Origin of the sequence: Pseudoroseicyclus sp. CXY001 (genome assembly GCF_041714655.1) — a bacterium.
Lineage (GTDB): Bacteria > Pseudomonadota > Alphaproteobacteria > Rhodobacterales > Rhodobacteraceae > Pseudoroseicyclus_A.
The window spans coordinates 1,315,485-1,336,062 of record NZ_CP168219.1 but is presented as its reverse complement, the minus strand read 5'-3'; the positions used below and the strand labels follow the sequence as shown (position 1 = coordinate 1,336,062).

Annotated in this window: 13 protein-coding genes; 6 read left to right on the top strand and 7 right to left on the bottom strand. The window is 69.0% G+C overall.

What is annotated here, in order from left to right; genetic code table 11:
• Entirely contained in the window at positions 1–396 is a 396-nt protein-coding gene (locus ACAZ03_RS06540) for a response regulator (RefSeq protein WP_373356608.1), read from the top strand.
• 160 nt (positions 397–556) lie between these two features.
• Complete coding sequence (locus ACAZ03_RS06535; RefSeq protein ID WP_373356607.1) at positions 557–2,074, top strand: MBL fold metallo-hydrolase; 1,518 nt, start codon at positions 557–559, stop codon at positions 2,072–2,074.
• 59 nt (positions 2,075–2,133) lie between these two features.
• Here ACAZ03_RS06535 and treY read toward each other — a convergent pair whose 3' ends face one another.
• From treY to ACAZ03_RS06505, 6 genes are read right to left on the bottom strand one after another with little or no spacing between them, the layout of a single operon-like run.
• A complete protein-coding gene (gene treY / locus ACAZ03_RS06530) occupies positions 2,134–4,431 on the bottom strand; it encodes a malto-oligosyltrehalose synthase (protein ID WP_373356606.1) in 2,298 nt (765 codons plus the stop codon).
• Positions 4,428–6,161: a malto-oligosyltrehalose trehalohydrolase gene (gene treZ / locus ACAZ03_RS06525; RefSeq protein WP_373356605.1), complete on the bottom strand. Its 1,734-nt coding sequence runs from the start codon at positions 6,159–6,161 to the stop codon at positions 4,428–4,430. The genes treY and treZ overlap by 4 nt, the downstream gene beginning before the upstream one ends.
• A complete protein-coding gene (gene glgX, locus ACAZ03_RS06520) occupies positions 6,154–8,253 on the bottom strand; it encodes a glycogen debranching protein GlgX (RefSeq protein ID WP_373356604.1) in 2,100 nt (699 codons plus the stop codon). The genes treZ and glgX overlap by 8 nt, the downstream gene beginning before the upstream one ends.
• 6 nt (positions 8,254–8,259) lie before the next feature.
• Entirely contained in the window at positions 8,260–10,458 is a 2,199-nt protein-coding gene (gene glgB / locus ACAZ03_RS06515; RefSeq protein WP_373356603.1) for a 1,4-alpha-glucan branching protein GlgB, read from the bottom strand.
• The gene (gene treS, locus ACAZ03_RS06510) at positions 10,455–13,724 is read right to left on the bottom strand and encodes a maltose alpha-D-glucosyltransferase (RefSeq protein ID WP_373356602.1); all 3,270 of its coding nucleotides are present in this window, start codon (positions 13,722–13,724) and stop codon (positions 10,455–10,457) included. The genes glgB and treS overlap by 4 nt, the downstream gene beginning before the upstream one ends.
• Positions 13,721–15,673 (bottom strand): alpha-1,4-glucan--maltose-1-phosphate maltosyltransferase, encoded by a 1,953-nt coding sequence (locus ACAZ03_RS06505; protein WP_373356601.1) that lies wholly within the window; start codon positions 15,671–15,673, stop codon positions 13,721–13,723. The genes treS and ACAZ03_RS06505 overlap by 4 nt, the downstream gene beginning before the upstream one ends.
• A 197-nt stretch (positions 15,674–15,870) precedes the next feature.
• Between ACAZ03_RS06505 and ACAZ03_RS06500 the strand changes: the two genes are divergently transcribed.
• Genes ACAZ03_RS06500 through ACAZ03_RS06485 form a run of 4 tightly spaced genes read left to right on the top strand, consistent with a single transcriptional unit; the run spans position 15,871 to position 19,746 of the window.
• Entirely contained in the window at positions 15,871–16,860 is a 990-nt protein-coding gene (locus ACAZ03_RS06500) for an iron-siderophore ABC transporter substrate-binding protein (RefSeq protein WP_373356600.1), read from the top strand.
• Positions 16,857–17,888 (top strand): FecCD family ABC transporter permease, encoded by a 1,032-nt coding sequence (locus ACAZ03_RS06495; protein ID WP_373356599.1) that lies wholly within the window; start codon positions 16,857–16,859, stop codon positions 17,886–17,888. The genes ACAZ03_RS06500 and ACAZ03_RS06495 overlap by 4 nt, the downstream gene beginning before the upstream one ends.
• Positions 17,885–18,937, top strand: a complete 1,053-nt coding sequence (locus tag ACAZ03_RS06490) for a FecCD family ABC transporter permease (protein WP_373356598.1) — start codon at positions 17,885–17,887, stop codon at positions 18,935–18,937. Before ACAZ03_RS06495 ends, ACAZ03_RS06490 begins: the two co-directional genes overlap by 4 nt.
• Entirely contained in the window at positions 18,934–19,746 is an 813-nt protein-coding gene (locus ACAZ03_RS06485; RefSeq protein WP_373356597.1) for an ABC transporter ATP-binding protein, read from the top strand. Before ACAZ03_RS06490 ends, ACAZ03_RS06485 begins: the two co-directional genes overlap by 4 nt.
• On the opposite strand, the gene ACAZ03_RS06480 is transcribed toward ACAZ03_RS06485, so the two are convergent.
• On the bottom strand, positions 19,743–20,576 hold the full coding sequence (locus ACAZ03_RS06480; protein WP_373356596.1) for an alpha/beta hydrolase: 834 nt from the start codon (positions 20,574–20,576) through the stop codon (positions 19,743–19,745). The genes ACAZ03_RS06485 and ACAZ03_RS06480 overlap by 4 nt on opposite strands.
• Between the last annotated feature and the right edge of the window lie 2 nt (positions 20,577–20,578).

The following is a 20,578-nucleotide window of genomic DNA, read 5'->3' as shown; positions in this document are numbered from 1 at the left end:
ATGACCGATGCGGGCAGCGCCCTGCCCGCCGGAGCCCGGATCCTCGTGGTCGAGGACGAGGTGCTGATCGGCATGGATCTGGTGATGACCCTCGAAGACTGGGGCTTCGTCGCCGATGGCCCCCACGGCTCGCCGACCGCCGCCATGGCCGCCATCGAGGCCTTCGGCCCCGAAGTGGCGATCCTCGACGTCAATCTGGGCCGCGCCGGCACCTCGCTGCCGATCGCCGAAGCTCTCGGCGCGCGCGGCACGCCGTTCATGTTCCTCTCTGGCTACAATTCCTCGCGCTTCGCCGACAACGAGCGCCTGCGCGCCGCGCCGACCCTGCGCAAACCGGTGAGCGAGGCGCTGCTCCGCCGGACGCTCGCGACCCTCCTCTCGCCCGCCGAGACCTGAGCCCCGCGGGCCCCAGGGGCCCCTCCCGACCCATCCATTGCCAAGGTTGACTTTAGGTCCGCCCCCGTCAGAGTCGGCGGCGGCGGTTCCCGAGGAGGAATGGGGCCGCCACACATATAGGGAGGAAAAAATGCTTTCATTTGCAAGGCATAGGGCGGTTTTGGCCGTCTCTGCCCTGGCGCTCGCGGCCCATCCGGCCCTCGCCCAGGACGAGAGCGCCGCGGAGGCGCTGATCGGCGAGGTGGCGGAGGCGATGGGCGGCGCCGAGCGGCTGGAGGGGCTGCAGAATCTGGTGATGACCGGCTTCGGCCAGCGCGTCTACCAGAACGGCGGCGGCTTCCTGACGGGCGAGGCGCATGTGCCCGCCAAGTGGCAGAGCGTCTCGGACGCCCAGCGCAGTTTCGATCTGGCGGGGGGGCAGGCGCTCAATCAGGAGCGGCGGGCCTATCAGTTCCCCTTCGCGGGGGAATTCGGGCTCAACTGGGCGCGGACCAACGAATTGCAGACCGGCAACGCGATGCTCGACCATCCGCTCACCGCCGTGCTGGCGGCGCTGGACGAGGGCACCGCGCTCGGGCCCGTCACCGTCGATGACGGGCTCTCCATCGTCTCGTTCACGCCCGAGGGCGGCGCGCCGATGTGGATGGCCGTCAATCCGGCAGACGATCTGCCGGCCTGGGTCCGCTACACCGGGCCGAGCGCCACATTGGGCGAGGTGGCGCATACCGTCTACTTCACCGGCTACCTGCCCTTCGACGGCATCATGCTGCCGACGGGCATCCAATCCGAGATGGACTGGCGCGACCAGGTGGAGCTGATGTTCCAGGTCGACAGCTACCGGATCGACGTGCCGGCCGAGCAGATGCCCGCCTTCCCCGAACCGGCCGTCACCGCCTCGGGCGGCGAGGCCGCGCCGGTGCAGGTGGATGTGACCGAGGTCGCGACCGGCGTCTGGGACCTGCGCGTCCCCGGCCGTTTCGGCGGCGCCGGCGGCGCGGTCATCGAGATGGCGGACCATCTGGTGATGTTCGAGGCCTATGGCAGCGAGGCCGACACCCTCGCCCGGATCGACGCCGCGAACGAGCTCGTGCCGGGCAAGGAGGTGACGCAGGTCATCGTCTCGCACCACCATTTCGACCATACGGGCGGGCTTCGGGCTGCGGTGTCGCGCGGGCTGCAGGTGATCGCCGAGCGGGGCAACCGCGAGATCTTCGAAGAGATGGTCTCTCGCCCCGCGCCCAACTTCCCCGACGCGCAGGCCGTGGCGATGGCGCCCCTCGACTTCCTGCCCGTCGATGGCGAGCTGGTGCTGGAGGACGAGCTCCGGCGCGTCGAGATCTACCACACGCTCGGCCATCTCCACATGGCGGACGGCGTCTTCGCCTATCTGCCGGAGGAGCAGGTGCTGATGGAGGGCGACTTCTCGGATGTCACCTGGCAGTTCCACTTCTGGGCCGGCGGCATGGCCACCAATGTCGCCGAATACGGGCTCGATCCGGCGATCAACATGCCGGTGCATGGCGAGGTGACGAGCTATGAGGAGGCGCAGGCGCGCATCTCGGAACTCGTGACCGGCGCGCAGGATTTCTGTGCGCGGACGCGGGAGGCCGGGATCTACCAGAACGGCTGCCCCGTGCAGTTCGACGCTGCGGGCACCCTGCCCCTGGCGAGCGAGTAAGAACGAGTGGCGGCGCCCTTGCGGCGCCGCCTGCCTCAGCCCCCGTCTCGGCCCTCGCCTCAGCCCTCGAAGGACAGGCGCACCGGGCTGCCCGCCGGATCCTCCGGCCACCAGGTGCCCGGCGTCTGGATGACCTCTTCCAGCGCCCGCGCCTCGGCCGAGATCGCCAGCCCCACCCGCAGCCGCTTCGCCCCGCTCCGCCGCTCATAGGCGCAGATGCCCGGCGGCGCCGGCAGGCGGTGATACCCGCCGGTGAGGAAGAGCTCCGGCTCCGCCCGGCGCAGGCAAAGGAGGTCGCGCGTCAGCGCCAGCTTCTGCCGGTCGAGCTTGCGGGGCAGAAGATCGGGGCTCTTCAGCGCCCGCGCCCGCAGGTCGAAATCGACGGCGCGGCGGTTGTCGGGGTCGGTCAGCGCATGGCTGGCGAGCTCGGTGCCCTGATAGAGATCGGGGATGCCCGGCACGGTCAGGTGCAGCGCCGTCTGGATCAGCGACAGCCGGTCGGCGGCGGTGATGATGGCATCCACCTCCCGCGCATGGCGGGGGAAGTGCTGGGCCAGCCGGCGGACGTAATCCTGCGCGGCCTCCTCCAGCGCCACGTCGGGCGCCGTCCAGAAGCTTTCGGATTTCGCCTCGCGGAGCGCCTTCACGACATGCTCGGCGAGCCGCTCGGCCATGTCGCCGTCGCCCGGTTCCATGGCGAGGAAGGTCTGGGCGACATACCAGACGAGGTTGGCATTCAGCCGCTTCGGCGCGAAGCCCTGGCAGATGCGGAACCAGGCCGCGAAGCATTCGGGCTCGTAGGTGATGGCGGCGATGCGCATCCGCGCATCCTCGCTGCGCTTGGTGTCGTGGCTGGAGGTCAGCGACAGACCGAGCGGCATATGCTCCGCCCGCCGCTCCATGGCGCGGTGGAAGCCCTCGATGCCGAGCGGGTCGTCATCCGGCTCGCCGCCGACCTCGTTGGCGGAGAGGAGCCGCACCTCGCGGTAGAAGGCCGTATCCTCCGCCGATTTGGCGACGGCGGCGCCGGTGACCTGTTGCAGGCGCAGGCGGAGCCGCGCGGTGGCCGGCGTCGCATGGGTGAGCACCTCGGCGAGGAAGGGCAGCGCGCCGGGGTCGATGAGCCGCGCCGCCGCCCGCTCGGCCGTGGCCCGCACGAGCGCCTTGTCGGCCTCGGAGATCCGGGTCGCGGTCATGTACGTGCGGTAGCGGGGGAAGGCGGAGATGAACTCGACCAGCGCCTCACGGAGCGTCTCGGGGCCGAACTCGCAGCCGCGCGGATCGGCGGCGGCGACCTCGCTGAAAAGCCGGTGCAGCGTCCAGAGCTCGGCGGCGAGGTCCTGCGTCATCACCTGATGACGAGCGCTCTGGATGATCTCCTCGACCGCGTCGGTGCGGCCCGTCGCCTCGCGGTAATCCTCGGCGATGCGCTCGAGGCCCTCACCGTCGGTCAGAAGCCGCGACAGCGCCCGGGCGACGACATAGCCGGTCGTGCCCTCGATGGGCCAGGCATCGGGCAGCGTCTCGGGGCCGGAGAGGATCTTCTCCACCCAGATCGGCGTGTCGCCCACGCGGGCGCGCAGCCGGTCGAGATAGCCCGCCGGATCGGCCAGCCCGTCGACATGGTCGATGCGGATGCCGTTCACGATGCCCTCATCCACGAGCTGGAAGAGCAGCCGATGGACATCCTCGAACACCGCCTCGTCCTCGACGCGGACACCGACGAGCCCGGTGACCGAGAAGAAGCGCCGGTGGCTGAGGATGTCGTTCTCCGTCCGCCAGTGGACGAGCTGCCAGGGCTGCGCCTCGTAGAGCTCGCGCAGCGCCTCGAGATCGCCGTCGCGGGCGGCGTCGGAGGGCGTGCCGCAGAGCGGCACCTGCAACCCGCCGGTATCGAGCACTGGCCCGTCCTCGGCATCGACGATCTTGAGCTGCGGCAGCACCTCCACGAAGGGCGCCGGCAGCCAGGGCAGGCGGATGCGCTCGGCGGCGGGGTCGAGGTCGAAATGCTTGGCGTAGCGGCTCTTCTCGCCGTGGCGGAGCACGTCGCGCAGCCAGGGCGTGTCGACCGAGAAGGCCATGTGGTTCGGCACGATGTCGAGCACGAGGCCCAGCCCCCTGCCCTTCAGCGCCTCCGACAGGCGGCGGAGGCCGTCGAGCCCGCCGAGGGAGGGCTCGATCTCGCCGGGGTCGGTGACGTCATAGCCGTGCGTCGAGCCGGGCACGGCCGTGAAGAGCGGCGAGGCGTAGAGATGGGAGACGCCGAGATCGGCGAGATAGGGCACCAGCGCCGCGGCGCTGTCGAAATCCATCCCCTGCCGGAACTGCAGGCGGTAGGTGGCGGTGGGAAGGCTCATAAGCTCACGTTGATCCAGTGCACGGCGGATTTCGGGGCACCGGGCGGAGCGGTGCGGTGAATCTCCTCGCCGGTGGTCCGCGGCAAGTCGCGGGGCTCGTCGGAAAGGTTGGCGCGGAGCTGCAGCGTCGCGCCACCGAGCCGCCAGTCGACGGCAAGGATGCCGTCCTCAGCCTTGATGAGATGACCGGCGCCGCCGGCGGTCTCGGCCAGGCGCGGCACGACATGGCGGGCGCGGAGCTCGAGGAGCGTCTTGAGCCGCGCCTGATGGGCCCGGCCCTCGGCGCTGTCACGCCGCTCGGGGTCGAGTTTGCAGGCGCGGAAGGTGCTCTCAGCGATCGGATCGGGGATGTCGGCGCCGGAGAAGGAGGCGAAGGCCGCGAATTCCTCGGCGCGGCCGGAGCGGACGGCCTCGTCCAGCTCTCCGCCGAAATGGGCGAAGAAGGTGAAGGGCCGCGTCTCGCCATATTCCTCGCCCATGAAGAGCAGCGGGATATGCGGCGACAGGAGGAGGATCGCGGTCAGCGCCTCCAGCGTCGCGGCGTCCGTCAGGGAGATCAGCCGCTCGCCGAGTGCGCGGTTGCCGGTCTGGTCGTGGTTCTGCAGGAAATCGACGAAGGCCGTCGGCGGCAGATGGGTGGAGCGCTTGCCGCGCCCGCCCTCGCCCTGGAAGGAGAAGCCCTCCGCCAGCGCCCGGCCGAGATGGCGGAGCGGGTCATCGGCGAAATCGGCGTAGTAGCCCTCCGCCTCGCCGGTGGCCAAGGCATGGGCGGCATTGTGGAAATCGTCGTTCCACTCGCCTGTATGGCGCAAGACAGACCCGTCTGTCTCGCGCTCGTGCAGATGGGTGACGTTGCGGTTGTCCTCCGTCGTCAGCACGATCATGCGGCCCTTGAGCGTGCTGCGCACCTCCGACGCCAGTTCGAGCAGCAGTTCGGGATCGGAGCTGTCCTTGATCTGGTCGACCGCATCGAGGCGGAGCCCGTCGAAGCCGAATTCCGTCAGCCAGTAAAGCGCATTCTCGATGAAGAAGCGGCGGACGGGGCTTTCCGTGTAATCGATGCCGGCGCCCCAGGGCGTGGTGCGGGCGGCGTCGAAGAAGGGCTCCGCATAGGCGTGGAGGTAATTTCCGTCCGGCCCGAAGTGGTTGTAGACGACATCGAGAAGGACCATCAGCCCCGCGTCATGGGCGGCGTCGATCAGCGCGGAGAGGTCATCCGGGCTGCCGTAGGTTGGGTGGGGGCAATAGGGCAGAACGCCGTCATAGCCCCAGCCCCGGTCGCCGCCGAATTGCGCGAGCGGCAGGATCTCGATCACCGTGATGCCAAGCCCGGCCAGCCGGGGCAGCTCGTCGATGGCGGCGCGATAGGTGCCCGCCTCGGTGAAGGTGCCTATGTGCAGCTCGTAGATCACCGCCTCTTCCCAGAGCCGGCCCGGCCAGGCTTCGGCGGTGCGGGGGGCGGTGACGAGCGATGGCCCGTGCACGTCGCCCTCCTGCCGGCGGGCGGCGGGATCGGGGACGGCGGTTCCGTCGGGCAGGACGAAGGCATAGGCATCGCCCTCGGCCGCTTCGGTGGTGAGGGCGAACCAGCCGCCCTCCTCCGCCACCATCGGCAGATCGTGGCCGCCGAGCCGAAGCGTCAGCCGCTCGCAGCCCGGCGCCCAGAGACGGAAGCGCCATTGGCCGGGGCCGGCCGGGATACAGCCCCAGCTATACGATTGATCATCCATGCATTTCGGTCTCGAACAGGGCGAAACTGCGGGCCGGCAGGGCCGCGCCGCCATCTTCGGGTTTCAGGGGCGCGTCGGGATCGGCGACGCCCGTCGCGGTGTCGACAAGCCGGCGCCAGGTGCGGCTCGCATCGCCCGGCATCAGGAAGGCCACGTCGGTGTCGGAGGCGTTGAGCGCCATGAAGAGGAAGGTGCCCTCCTCGTGCAGCAAGAGCCCCACGGCGCGCGCCTCGCCATTGCCCCAATCCTCGTCGCGCATCTCCTCGCCATCGGGGCGCAGCCATTTAGCGAAGCGCCCGTGGCGGGCATCGGGGCCTGCGTGGAGGTAGCGTTCGGCGAGGAACAGGCCGCGCGTGGCGCGGATCTGCAGAAGGCCGCGGACGAACTCTTCGAAGGCGAGCTGCTCTTCGCCCGCCTCCCAATCCAGCCAGTTGATCTCGCCCGGCTGGCAATAGCTGTTGTTATTGCCCATCTGCGAGCGGCCGCGCTCGTCGCCCATCAGGATCATGGGCGTGCCTTGCGAAAAGATCAGCGTGGCCATGAGGTTGCGGCGCTGGCGATCCCTCAGCGCGAGGATGGCGTGATCGTCCGTCGGCCCCTCGACGCCGCAGTTCCACGAAAGGTTGTGGCTGTGGCCGTCGCGGTTCTCTTCGCCATTCGCCTCGTTGTGCTTGTCGTTGTAGGAGACGAGATCCATCAGCGTGAAGCCGTCATGGGCGGTCACGAAATTGACGCTCGCCCAGGGGCGGCGGCCGGCCTTCTGGAAGGTCGGGGCCGAGCCGAGCAGCGCCTCCGCCATGTCGGGCAGCTTGCCGCCGTCGCCCTTCCAGAAGGCGCGGGTGGTGTCGCGATACTTGTCGTTCCACTCCGCCCAGCCGGGGGGGAAATTGCCGACCTGATAGCCGTTCGGCCCGGTGTCCCAGGGCTCGGCGATGAGCTTCACGCCGGCGAGGATCGGATCCTGCCGCACCGCCTCGAGGAAGACCGCATGTTCCGAGAAGCTGTCGCGGTCGCGGCCGAGCGTGGAGGCGAGGTCGAAGCGGAAGCCGTCGACATGGCATTCCTCGACCCAGTAGCGAAGGCTGTCCATCACCATCTGCAGCACGCGGGAATTGCGCAGATTCAAGGAGTTGCCGGTGCCGGTCGTGTCGAAGTAATAGCGCGGATCGTCGGCGAGCGTGTAGTAGCTGGCGTTGTCGATGCCGCGGAAGCTCAGCGTCGGGCCCATCTGGTTGCCCTCGGCGGTGTGGTTGTAGACCACATCCATGATGACCTCGATCTCCGCCTCGTGCAGGCGGCGGACCATCAGCTTGAACTCGTGGAGCGAGCCGTTGTCGGTGAGGAAGCGCGGCGCCGGGGCGAAGAAGCCGAGGGTCGAATAGCCCCACCAGTTGACGAGCCCTTTGTCGGTCAGGTGCCCTTCGTCATAGAAGGCCTGCACGGGCAGCAGCTCCAGCGAGGTGACGCCGAGCTGCACCAGATGGTCGATGACGCGCGGGTCGGCCAGCCCCTCGAACGTGCCGCGGAGCTTCGGCTCGATGTCCTGCCGGCCCATGGTCATGCCGCCGACATGCGCCTCGTAGATCACCGTGCGGCCCCAGGGTTGCCCTGGGCGGAAGTCGCCGCCCCAGGTATGGGCGCTGTCGACCACCACCGATTTCGGCACGACGAAGGCGCTGTCGCGCCGGTCGTAGCTGAGGTCGCCCTGCGAATGGCCCATCCGGTAGCCGAAGATCGCTGAATGCGGGCGCAGGTCTCCCCGGTGCTGGAGCGCATAGGGGTCGAGGAGCAGCTTGTGCGGGTTGAAGCGGTGGCCCGCCTCGGGCGCATAGGGCCCGTGCACCCGGTAGCCGTAGAGCTGGCCGGGGCGCACATCGGGCAGATAGCCGTGCCAGACCTGGTGCGTGTATTCCGGCAGCTCGATCCGCGCCGTCTCGCGGCGGCCGCGGGAGTCGAAGAGGCAGAGCTCGACCTTGGTCGCATTGGCGGAGAACAGGGCGAAGTTCGTCCCCGTCCCGTCCCATGTCGCGCCGAGGGGCACGTCCGATCCGGCGAGAATCGGGCGCTCGGTCACCACGGCGGGGGCTTTCATGGATGGTTACTCCGGTGTGAGGAACAGCGTGCCAAGCGGTGGCAGGGTCAGCGCGGCGGAGGCCGGCAGCCCGTGCAGCCCTTCCTCAACGGCGTAGACCCGCCCACCGTTCCCTGCACCGGAGCCGCCGTATTCGGGCGCGTCGGAATTCAGGCGCTCTGCCCAATTTCCAGCCGAGGGCATGCCGATCCGGTAGCCCTCGCGCACCACCGGCGCCATGTTGCAGATGACGACGACGGGCTTGGTGCCCTCCTCGCCATAGCGGACGAAGGAGAAAACGTTGTTCTCGGCATCGCCGCCCTCGATCCAGCGGAAGCCCTCGGGCGAGCAGTCGCGCTCATGGAGCGCCGGCTCGGCCCGGTAGAGCCCGTTCAGATCGCGGACGAGCTTGCGCAGCCCCTCGTGGTGCGGGTCGGAGAGCAGGTGCCAGTCGAGCGACTGGTCGTGGTTCCACTCCCGCTCCTGCCCGAACTCGCCGCCCATGAAGAGCAGCTTCTTGCCCGGGTGCCCCCACATGAAGCCGTAATAGGCACGCAAGTTCGCAAACTTCTGCCAGCGGTCGCCCGGCATCTTGCCGAGCATCGAGCCCTTGCCGTGGACGACCTCGTCATGGCTGAGCGGCAGGACAAAATTCTCCGAGAAGGCATAGACCAGCCCGAAGGTCATCTCGTGGTGATGATACTTCCGGTGGATCGGATCCTGGCTCATGTAGGCCAGCGTGTCGTGCATCCAGCCCATGTTCCACTTGAAGTCGAAGCCGAGGCCGCCGTCATGGACGGGGCGCGAGACGCCCGGCCAGGCCGTCGATTCCTCGGCGATGGTCAGCGCGCCCGGCGCGTAGTCGCGGGCCACTTCGTTGACGCCCTTGAGGAAATCGATGGCATCGAGATTCTCGCGGCCGCCGTAGCGGTTGGGGATCCACTCGCCGTCTTTCCGCGAATAATCGAGGTAGAGCATCGAGGCGACGGCATCGACGCGCAGCGCGTCGACATGCAGCTCCTTCAGCCAGTAGGTCGCCGAGGCGCGCAGGAAGTTCGCCACCTCCTGCCGGCCGAAATTGTAGATCAGCGTGTTCCAGTCCTGGTGGAAGCCCTGCCGCGGGTCGGCATGTTCGTAGAGCGCCGTGCCGTCGAAATTGCCGAGCCCGTGGGCATCGGTCGGGAAGTGCGCGGGCACCCAGTCGACGATGACGCCGATGCCGGCATTGTGCAGCCGGTCGACCATCCGCGCGAAGCCCTCGGGGTCGCCGAAGCGCGAGGTGGGGGCGAACATGCCGACGGGCTGGTAGCCCCAGGAGCCGGAAAACGGGTGTTCCGAGACGGGCAGAAACTCCAGATGCGTGAAGCCCATCTCGCCCACATAGGCGATGAGCTCCTCGGCGAGCTGGTCGTAGCTCAGATAGGCGTTGCCCTCGCCCCGCCGCCAGGAGCCCAGATGCACCTCGTAGATGCTGACGGGCTCGCGGCGCTGGTCGCGGCCGCGGGCGGCGATCCAGCCGTCGTCCGTCCATTCGTGCTTGGGCAGGCCGTGGACGATGGAGGCGGTCTCGGGCGGGTTCTCGGCATGGAAGCCGACCGGGTCGGCCTTCAAGGGCAGCGTGTGGCCGTAGGCGCCGACGATCTCGTATTTGTAGATCTCGCCCTTGCCGATGCCGGGGACGAAGAGCTCCCAGACCCCCGTCGCGCCGCGGCGGCGCATCGGGTGGCGGCGCCCGTCGAAGGCGTTGAAATGGCCGACCACCGAGACGCGCCGGGCATTCGGCGCCCAGACGGCGAAGGCGGTGCCCTCGACGCCCTCATGAATCGCAGGATGCGCGCCGAGGCGGCGGTAGAGCTCTTCGTGGCGGCCCTCGCCGAGGAGGTATTCGTCCATCTCCCCCAGCACCGGGCCGAAGGCATAGGGATCCGCCAGCTCCCACTCATGCCCCTGGGCATTGCGGTAGTGCAGTCGGTAAGCGAAGGGCTTCTTCTTCGGCATCGCGCCGTGGAAGAAGCCATCGGGTCGGAGCTGTTCCAGCGGCGCCACGGGGCGGCCCTTGGCGTCGAGCACGGTGATCTCGGTGGCGTCGGGGGAGAAGACGCTGACCGTCACCGGCCCGCCCTCTTCCTGATGCATCCCCAGCCAGCGGAACGGGTCGCCCTGCAGGCCGCGGATGATCGCGTCGATCTCTTGCGGCGGCGGGGCCGTGTCGAGTGTCTTGGTCATGCATCACCTTCCTCTGGGAGCATCGTCGCGAGCGCGGCGAGGCCGATGTCGAGCCATGTCGGCCGCATCGCGAGTTCATAGCCGACCTGATAGGCGGCCTTTTGTATGTAGAGCGCATCGAGCAGCGCCGCGGCGAAGGCGGGATCCTTCGGATGCGCGGGGCTGGGGGCGATGGCGGCATCATAGGCCTCGCGCAGTTCGGCGGAGGCACGGTCGTGCCAGGCGTCGATCTGCGCGGCCGCTTCGGCGTCGTCGCCGCCGGCGCCCCTCGTCCATTTGCGGGCCGCGAAGGCGGCGTAATCCAGCGAGTGGATCATGCCGGCGAGGTCGCGGAGCGGCGCCGCCTTGGCGCGGCGTTCGTCCATCGTCCGCCGGGGCTCGCCCTCGAAGTCGATGATCATCACGTCGTTCTGCGCGACGAGCACCTGGCCGAGGTGGTAATCCCCGTGGATGCGGGTGAGCGCGCCCGAGGGCGTCATCTTGCCGAGCGCCTTCAGGCGCTTCTTCAGCGCCTTTCCGCCCTTCTGCACCCGCTCCGCCAGCTCGGCGGTCTCGGGCGAGAGGTCCTTCGTGGAGGTGAGGCTGGCCAGCACGGCGTCCAGCTCCTCCGTCACCTCGTCGGTGAAGGCGCGCAGCCGCTCCTTCGTCATCTCCTCGGGGGCGAAGTCGGGCTCCGTCCCCTTGGCGAGGGCGACATGCATCTCGGCCGTGCGCCGGCCGATCAGCGGGGCGAGGTCGAGGCCCGGCAGGTAGGAATCCGGGGCGCCATCGTCGATGGCGGCCTCGGCAACCATGCGCTCGAGCCCGTCGGTCACCGCCGCCCAGGCATCGCCCTGGTTGCGGACGAAGCCGAAGGCGGCGCCGAGCGAGGTGCGCTTGCCGGCATCGCTTTCGAAGGCGAGCTCGCCGAGGAAGGCAGGCGTGCCGTCGAAGCCGCCGGGGCCGGTCAGGTAGCGCGAGACCTCGATATCGGGCTGCACCCCCTCGCGGAGACGGCGGTAGAGCTTGAGGATCGCCTTGTCGGAGAAGGCCATGGTGGCGTTCGACTGCTCGACGTTAAGGAGGCGCGCCTCGCCCGGATCCTCCAGCGCATCCATCGCCGGCACCTTGTCGAGGATCAGCCGGCCGCCCCGCGCCTCGATCACCCCGCCTTCGCGGAGCTTCTCGAAGAGCGCGGTCATGGCCGGCACATCGGCCGTGCCGTCGATGAGCCCGCCGACGGAGGGCCCGCGGCGGAGCTTGGAGAGCGTATAGCCGAGCGTCGGCGAGCCGAAGGAGACGTGATCCTCCCCCCAGAGCGCGGCGAGCGGCAGAAGGTACTCCTGCACCTCGTCGCCGAGGTCGACCTCAAGAAGCGACAGCGCGGCGCGGCCCTCCTCCAGATCGGCCAGGGGCGCGATGGAGGTGGACTTGATCACCTTGTCCTTCGCGGCGAACCAGCGTTGCAGCGGCAGGTAGTTCGGCAGGACATCCTCCTGCAGCATCCGCCCCTCGCGGCCCGAAAGCGCGCTCGAGACGCGGCCGTCGCGGGTCGTCAGCGTCAGGAATTCCGGCAGGATCTCCTGCGGCGCGGCGCGCCAGCTCGGCGCCTCCGTCTCGTCGGCGAGGAGGAACCAGAAAAAGCCGTAGGCCGGCAGGGTGACGAGATAGGGCAGCGCCCCGATCGGCGGGAAGGCAGAATGCCCCGTCAGCTCGACCGGCACGCGGCCGGCATAGGCGCCGAGGTCGATCTCGACCGCCTGCGCCTGCCGCGACAGGTTGGCGACGCAGAGGACGGCCGTGCCCTCGTATTCGCGGATATAGGCCAGCACCTTGCGGTTGGAGGGATAAAGGAGCCGCATCTCGCCCCGCCCGAACACGTCGTGGTTCTGGCGGACGGCGACCATGCGGCGCATCCAGTTGAGCAGCGACGACGGGTCGTTCGACTGCGCCTCCACATTCCGCGCCTCATAGCCGAAGACCGGATCCTGGATCGTCGGCAGATAGAGCCTTTGCGGCTCGGCGCGGGAGAAGCCCGCATTCCTGTCGGGCGACCATTGCATCGGCGTGCGCACGCCGTCGCGGTCGCCGAGATAGATATTGTCGCCCATGCCGATTTCGTCGCCGTAATAGAGGATCGGCGTCCCCGGCATCGACATCAGCATGGAATTGAGGAGTTCTTGCTTCCGCCGGTCGTTCTGCAGAAGCGGTGCAAGACGGCGGCGAATGCCCATGTTGATCCGCGCCCGCTTGTCGCTGGCGTAGAAATTCCACAGGTAATCGCGCTCCTTGTCGGTCACCATCTCGAGCGTCAGCTCGTCATGGTTGCGCAGGAAAATCGCCCATTGGCAATTGTCGGGAATCTCCGGCGTCTGCCGGATGATATCCGTGATCGGGTGCCGATCCTCCTGGGCGACGGCCATGTACATACGCGGCATCAGCGGGAAGTGAAAGCCCATGTGGCATTCATCCCCATCGCCGAAATAGGGCCGCGTATCCTCCGGCCACTGGTTGGCCTCGGCGAGGAGCATCCGGCCCTCGTAATGCTGATCGAGATCGGCGCGGATCGCCTTCAGCACGTCGTGGGTCTCGTCCAGGTTCTCGTTGTTGGTGCCGTCACGCTCCACCAGATAGGGAATGGCATCGAGCCGGAGGCCGTCGACCCCCTTGTCGAGCCAGAAATGCATGACATCGAGAACGGCCTTCAGCACCTCGGGATTGTCGAAATTGAGATCCGGCTGGTGGTCGAAGAAGCGGTGCCAGTAGAATTGCTCGGCGACCGGGTCCCAAGTCCAGTTGGAATCGTGGGTGTCGTTGAAGATCACCCGCGTCTTGTCCATCCATTTCGCCGGATCGTCCGACCAGACATACCAGTTGCGCTCGGGGCTGCCCTTCGGCGCATGGCGCGCCTTCTGAAACCACTCGTGCTGGTCCGAGGTGTGGTTGATGACGAGCTCGGTGATGACCTTGAGCCCCCGGCGATGCGCCTCGGCGACGAAGGCGTCGAAATCCTCCATCGTGCCGTAGGAGGGGTTTATCTCGTTGTATTCCGCGATGTCATAGCCGTCGTCGCGGAGCGGCGAGGGATAGAACGGCAAGAGCCACACGGCCGTCGCGCCGAGCGACTGCACATGGTCGAGCCGCGACATGAGGCCGGCGAAATCGCCGACCCCGTCGCCGTTGCTGTCCATGTAGGCCTTGACGTGAAGCTGGTAGATGATTGCGTCCTTGTACCAGTCCGCCGACTGGAGGCCCTCTTCGGCCATGGTCGTTTCGGCGAGACTCATACGGCACCTCCGGGCGGGAAAAGTTTCCAGATCGCATAGGGTCGGTTTTCGGGATCGAGCGTCAGCATATGGTCCTTGCCGTGCCACATGAAGCGATTGCCGTGAACGGCATCCTCCACCTCGATGGAGGCGGCATCTTCCAGCCCGAATTCCCAGAGCGGGACCTCGAAGTTGAATTGCGCGCCCGCATGGGGGTCGATCAGCACATGAAAGAGAAGGTAATTGCGCGCCACCGGGTCGAAGCGCCCGTAATACAGCACGCGCTCGTCATGGGCGGTGAAGAACTTCAGGTTGAGGAAGTCCTTCATCGCCGGGTTCTCGCGCCGGAGGCGATTGATGAGGCGGATATCGTCCTTGATATGCCCCTCGGCATCGAAATCGCGGTGGCGGAGCTGGTATTTCTCGCTGTCGAGATATTCCTCTTTCCCTGGCAGCGGCGCCGCCTCGCAGAGCTCGAAGCCCGAATAAAGCCCCCAGTTGCCCGAGAGGGAGGCCGCCATGATCGCCCGGGTGCGGAAGCCCGGGCGGCCGGAATATTGAGTGAAGATCGGATTGATATCCGGCGTGTTGACGAAGAAGTTCGGCCGCATGTAGTGGCGGCATTCCTCCGTCGTCAGCTCCTCCAGATACTCCTGCAGCTCGGCAGCGGTATTGCGCCAGGTGTAATAGGTATAGCTCTGGTTGTAGCCGACCTTGGCGAGGCGCTTCATGACCTTCGGGCGGGTGAAGGCCTCCGAGAGGAACACCGTCCCCGGATACTGGGCGCGCACCTCCGCGATGATCCATTCCCAAAAGGGGAAGGGCTTCGTATGCGGATTGTCGACGCGGAAGTTCTTCACGCCCTTGTCGGACCAGAAGAGGAAAAGATCGCGGATCGCCTCCCAGAACGGCGCATTCGGGGCGCCGTCGTCGAGGTAATAGCGGAAGTTGACGATATCCTCGTATTTCTTCGGCGGGTTCTCGGCGTATTTGATCGTCCCGTCCGGGCGCCGCTCGAACCAGTCGGGATGCTCCCTGATCCAAGGGTGGTCGGGCGAGGCGTTGAGCGCGATGTCCATCGCGATCTCGATCCCCTCCTGAGCCGCCGCCTTCACCAGCGCCTCGAAATCGGCGAAGGTGCCGAGCTCGGGGTGCAGCGCGTCCATCCCGCCCTCGGGCGATCCGATGGCATAGGGCGAGCCGATGTCGCCGGGCTCGGATTTCAGCGAGTTGTTCTTGCCCTTGCGGTTGGTCGTGCCGATCGGGTGGATCGGCGGGAAGTAGAGGACGTCGAAGCCGAGGTCCTTCACGTAAGGCAGCCGCGAGATCACGTCGCGGAACGTGCCGTGCTGACCCTCGGGGCCGGTCGAGCGCGGGAAGAGCTCGTACCAGGCGGAGAAGGCGGCGCGCTCGCGGTCGATCCAGAGCGGCAGGGCCTCGCTCTCGGTGACGTTGGCGCGGGGGCCGTGGGCGGCCATGAGCGCCGTCGTCTCGTCGGAGAGCAGAACGGAGGTGTCGCCCGCCTTGGCGGCGCGAATGAGGTCGGCGATCTCGGGGCCGGCTTTCTTGACGCGGTCGAGGAGCTGCGCGGCCTCCTGCACCTCCACCGTCACATCCTGCCCGGCGGCGATCTTCTTGCCGGTGTCGCGGGCCCAGGTGGCCCAGAGGTCACGCCAGGCCCGGATGGAGAACCGCGCCGGCCCGACCTGATCGAAGGAGACATCGGCCTCCCAGCGGTCGTTCTGGCCCTTGGTCATGGGCGTCTCGCCGGCTGCGGTCACCACGGTGGCGGCGATGACCTCATGCCCGTCCGACATGATGTCGGCCTCGATGGTCAGCGGCCAGCCGGCGACGCCCTTGGCGGCGAAGCGGCCGGCATCGACCTGGGGCGAGACCGCCTCGATGGCGAGGCGATGTGCCGCAAGATCCTGCAAGCTTGGCGATGTGGCTGGCGTTGCCTCTTTGGGCATTCCTGTCCCTCCGTCGCTGAAAAGCGTCCCTGTTGCCGGACGGGTTGCCCCGCCGGTCATGGTTAAACTAACCCGGCTCGCGGGAGGTTCCACCCCGTCCTCCGGGCGCTTCCGGCGGTGCGAGGGCCAGCGGGGGCGTTGACAAGCGCCGCGCGGCTTGGTCTGAGAAATCCGACAGATTCACTAGGAGATTCTCCATGCACCGCCTCGCCCCCGCTCTTGTCGCCGCCCTGCCCGCCATTCTCCCGGCCGGGCCGCTTCTCGCCCAGGCGGCGGAGGATTATCCCGTCACCATCACCCATGCGCTCGGAACGACCGTTCTGACCGCAAAGCCCGAGCGGGTGTCGACGGTGCAATGGGCCAATCACGAGGTGCCGCTGGCGCTCGGAATCGTGCCCGTGGGCTTTGCTGCCGCAAATTTCGGCGATGACGATGGCGACGGGCTCCTGCCCTGGGTCACGGAGCGTCTGGCCGAGCTCGGGGCCGAGGCGCCGGTGCTCTTCGACGAAGGCGACGGAATCGATTTCGAGGCGGTCGCGGCGACGGAGCCCGATGTGATCCTCGCCGGTTATTCCGGCCTCAGCCAGGAGGATTACGACACGCTGAGCCAGATCGCGCCCACCATCGCCTATCCCGATGCGCCCTGGGCGACCGACTGGCGCCAGTCGATCCGCATCAATGCGACCGGCATGGGCATGGCCGAAGAGGGCGACGCGCTGATCGCCGAGATCGAGGCGGAGATCGACGAGACCATCGGCCAGTATCCCGAGCTCGACGGCAAGTCGGTGATGTTCATCACCCATCTCGACACGACAGACCTGTCTGTCCTCAATTTCTACACCACCGCCGACACGCGGGTGAAGTTCTTCGAAGACCTCGGTCTCGAGATGCCGCAGAGCGTCATCGACGCCTCCGCCGGCGGCTCCTATTCCGGCTCGGTCAGCGCCGAACAGATCGACGCCTTCGATGATGTCGACCTCGTGGTGACCTATGGCGGGCAGGAGCTCATCGACGCGCTGGAGGCCGACCCGCTGACCTCGAAGATGCCGGCGGTCGAGAACGGCGCCATCGTGACGTTGGGCAATGACCCGCTCGGCACCGCCGCCAACCCGACGCCTCTGGCGCTCTCCTGGGTGCTTGGCGATTACGTCGCGCTCCTCGCCGAGGCGGCGCGGGCGGGCGAGTGAGCGAGGCCAGCCTCGCCGCGCCGCACCACCGGCGCGCCGCCCTGCCCCGCGGGTTCTGGCTTCTGGCCGTGCTCGCGGGGCTCGCGGTGCTTTGCGCGCTCTCGGTCGCCATCGGCACGCGGAGCGTCAGCCTCGCCGAGATCTGGGGCGGCCTCACCGGCGCCACCGAGACCATCGGCGAGGCGGCGGTCTCGAAGCGCCTGCCCCGGACGCTGCTCGCCGCGCTGGCGGGCGCCGGGCTCGGGCTCTCCGGCGCCGTCCTTCAAGGCGTCACGCGCAATCCGCTGGCGGATCCGGGCATCCTCGGCGTCAATGCCGGGGCGGCGCTGGCGGTGACGCTGGGCCTCGCCTTCTTCGGCCTCGCGGGGTTTCACGCCTATATCTGGACTGCCATCGCCGGTGCCGGCCTGACCGCGGGGTTCGTCTATGCCATCGCCTCGGTCGGCCCCGGCGGGGCGACCCCTCTCAAGCTGGCGCTCGCGGGCGTCGCGAGCACCGTGGCCATCGGCGCCTTCATCAGCGCCGTGCTTCTGCCCCATGCCGATATCGCCGGTGGCGCGCAGGCCTGGCAGGTGGGAGGCGTCGGCGGCGCCGGCTTCGCGGGCATCCGCGCCGTCCTGCCCTTCCTGGCCGCGGGCTGCGCCCTGTCGCTCGCCTCGGGGGGCGCGCTGAACGCGCTGGCGCTGGGGGACGAGATGGCGGCGGGCCTCGGCGAGCGCGTGATGCTGGCGCGGGCCGCCGCCGCGCTCGGGGCCGTGCTCTTGGCCGGGGCGGTGACCGCGATCTGCGGGCCGATCGGCTTCGTCGGGCTCGCGGTGCCGCATCTCTGCCGCCTGATCTTCGGGCCGGATTACCGCTGGCTGCTGCCGCTGTCGGCCCTGACGGGCGCGGCCCTTCTGATCGGCGCCGACGTGGCGGGCCGCGTCATCGCCCGGCCGTCGGAGCTTGACGTCGGCATCGTGACGGCCTTTCTCGGCGCGCCGGTCTTCATCTGGATCGTCCGCCGGCAGAAGCTGAAAGACCTGTGAGCCGGCCGCCCATCACCGGAACCCTGACCGACACGCTCGCCGCTGCCCGGCGGCAGCGTGGCCGCCGGCGCGCGGGGCAGCTTGCCGCGCTCGCCGCCGTGGTTCTGGCGCTCGTCGCGCTGACGCTGATGGTCGGCCAGAGCGTCACGCCGCCCGGCGATGTCGCCCGCGTGCTCCTCGGGCGGGATGTGCCCGGCGCCGGCTTCACGATCGGCACGCTCCGCGCGCCCCGGGCGCTCATGTCTCTGCTCACCGGGCTCAGCTTCGGCCTGGCCGGGGCGGCCTTCCAGACCATGCTGCGCAACCCGCTCGCCTCGCCCGACATCATCGGCATCTCCTTCGGCGCGAGCGGCGCGGCCGTCGCGGGGATCGTCTTCTTCGGTCTATCCGGCAGCGCCGTCGCCCCCGTCGCCATCGCCGGGGGGCTCGGGGTGGCGCTCGGCATCTATGCGCTCGCCTGGCGGGGCGGCGGCGTGGCCGGCGCGCGGCTCATCCTCATCGGCATCGGCATGGCGGCGATGATGCAGAGCGTCATCTCCTACAGCCTCCTGAAAGCCAGCACCTGGAGCCAGAACGAGGCGATCCGCTGGATGGCCGGCTCGGTCAACGGCGCGACGCTCGCGGAGGCGGTGCCGCTCGCGCTGGCGCTCGCTGTCTGCGGCGGCGTGCTCCTCCTCCGCGCGCGGGATCTGGAGGCGCTGCGGCTCGGCGATGACACGGCCGCCGCGCTCGGCATCCGCGTCGGGTGGCTGCGGATCACGGTGCTCCTCGCCGCCGTGGGGCTCGTCGCCTTCGCCACCGCCGCCGCCGGGCCCATCGCCTTCGTGGCGTTCCTGTCGGGGCCCATCGTCTCGCGCCTGATCGGGCCGGGGCGCTCACTCCTGCTGCCCGCCGCGCTCGGCGGGGCGGTGCTGGTGCTCGGCGCCGACTGGATCGGCCAGTTCGCCCTGCCCATGCGCTTTCCCGTCGGCATCGTCACCGGGGCGCTGGGGGCGCCCTGGCTCGTCTATCTCATCGCCCGGAGCAACCGGGTGGGAGCCGCCTCATGACCCAGAGCCTCGTCACCGAAGATCTTGCCGCCGGCTACGGTTCGCGCGCCGTGCTGCATGGCATCGACCTCACAGTGCCGCCGGGCAGGATCACCGCCATCGTCGGCGCCAATGCCTGCGGAAAGTCGACGCTGCTTCGCGCCATGTCGCGGCTTCTGCCGCCGCGGGCGGGCCGGGTGCTGCTCGATGGCAAGGAGGTCCACCGGATGCCGGCGCGGGCGCTGGCGCGGCAGCTCGGGCTCCTACCCCAGGCGCCGCTGGCGCCGGAGGGGATCACCGTCGCCGATCTGATCGGCCGCGGGCGGCACCCGCATCACGGTCCCTTCCAGCGCTGGAGCCGCGAGGATGACGCGGCGGTGGCGGCGGCGATGGAGGCGACGCAGACGGTCGATCTCGCCGAGCGCGCCGTCGACGAGCTGTCCGGCGGGCAGCGGCAGCGGGTCTGGATCGCCATGGCGCTGGCGCAGGAGACGGATGTGCTGCTCCTCGACGAGCCGACGACCTTCCTCGACGTGGCGCATCAGGTGGAGGTGCTGGACCTGCTCGTCGACCTCAATGCCGCGCGGGGGACGACCGTCGTCATGGTGCTGCATGACCTCAACCTCGCGGCCCGCTATGCCCATCACCTCGTCGCCCTCGCCGCCGGCCGGCTCCATTCCGCCGGCCCGCCCGCGGCGGTGCTGACGGAAGAGATGGTGGCGCATGTCTTCGGCCTCTCCGCCCGGATCATCCGCGACCCGGTCGCGGGCACGCCGCTGATGCTGCCCATCGGGCGGCACCGGAGTGGCGGCGCGGGCTGGGGGAGCTAACTCCCCGCCACCAGATCGGCGAGCGCCTGGCCGAGGAGCCGGCTTGTGTCGGCGAGGTCGAAGACCACCGTCAGGTGGTTGCAGCCCGGCTCCACCCGCAGCGCCGAGCGCATTCCGGCGCGCTCGTAGAGCTCGTCCATCGCGGCGGCCTGAACGTGGAACGGCGCCGTTTCCGCCTCGCCGCAGGTGAAGATGCGCCGGCCGGCGGGCAGCGGCCGGGCGGAGAGTGGCGACCAGTCGGCCGCCTCCTCATGGGTCATCTTCGCCTCGTCCTTCAGGAAGCTGTCCGGAATGCCGGCGAGGTCGTAGATGCCGCTGACGAGGAGGAGCCCGGCGAGCGGCGGCACGTCCGGTGGCCCCGCATCCCCGGGCGCCTCTGCGGCGAGGAGAGACGCCAGATGCGCCCCGGCCGAATGGCCGCTCACGGTGAGCCGCCCCGGATCGGCGCCGAGCCCGGCCGCCTCGGCCGCGGCCGCCCGCACCGCCGCGCGGACCTGCCCGACGATGGCCCCGAGCCGCGTGCCCGGCATCAGGTCATAGGTGACGAGCGCGCAGATCCCGCCCGCCTCGAGCACCGGCTGGGCCACGAGCGTATGTGCCTCCTTCGAGCCCGCGCGCCAGTAGCCGCCGTGGATGAAGACATGCAGCGGCGCGCCCGGCGCTACCCGGGGCGGCAGGACGAGGTCGAAGCTCTGGCGGGGAGTGTCCCCGTAGGGCAAGCCCGGCCGGACATCGGCGCGCGCCGCGACCTCGCGGCTGCGCGCCTCCGTTTCCGCCATGATCTCGTCGAAGTCGGGGATGAAATCCCGGTTCCGGTAGAGATCCGCCATGC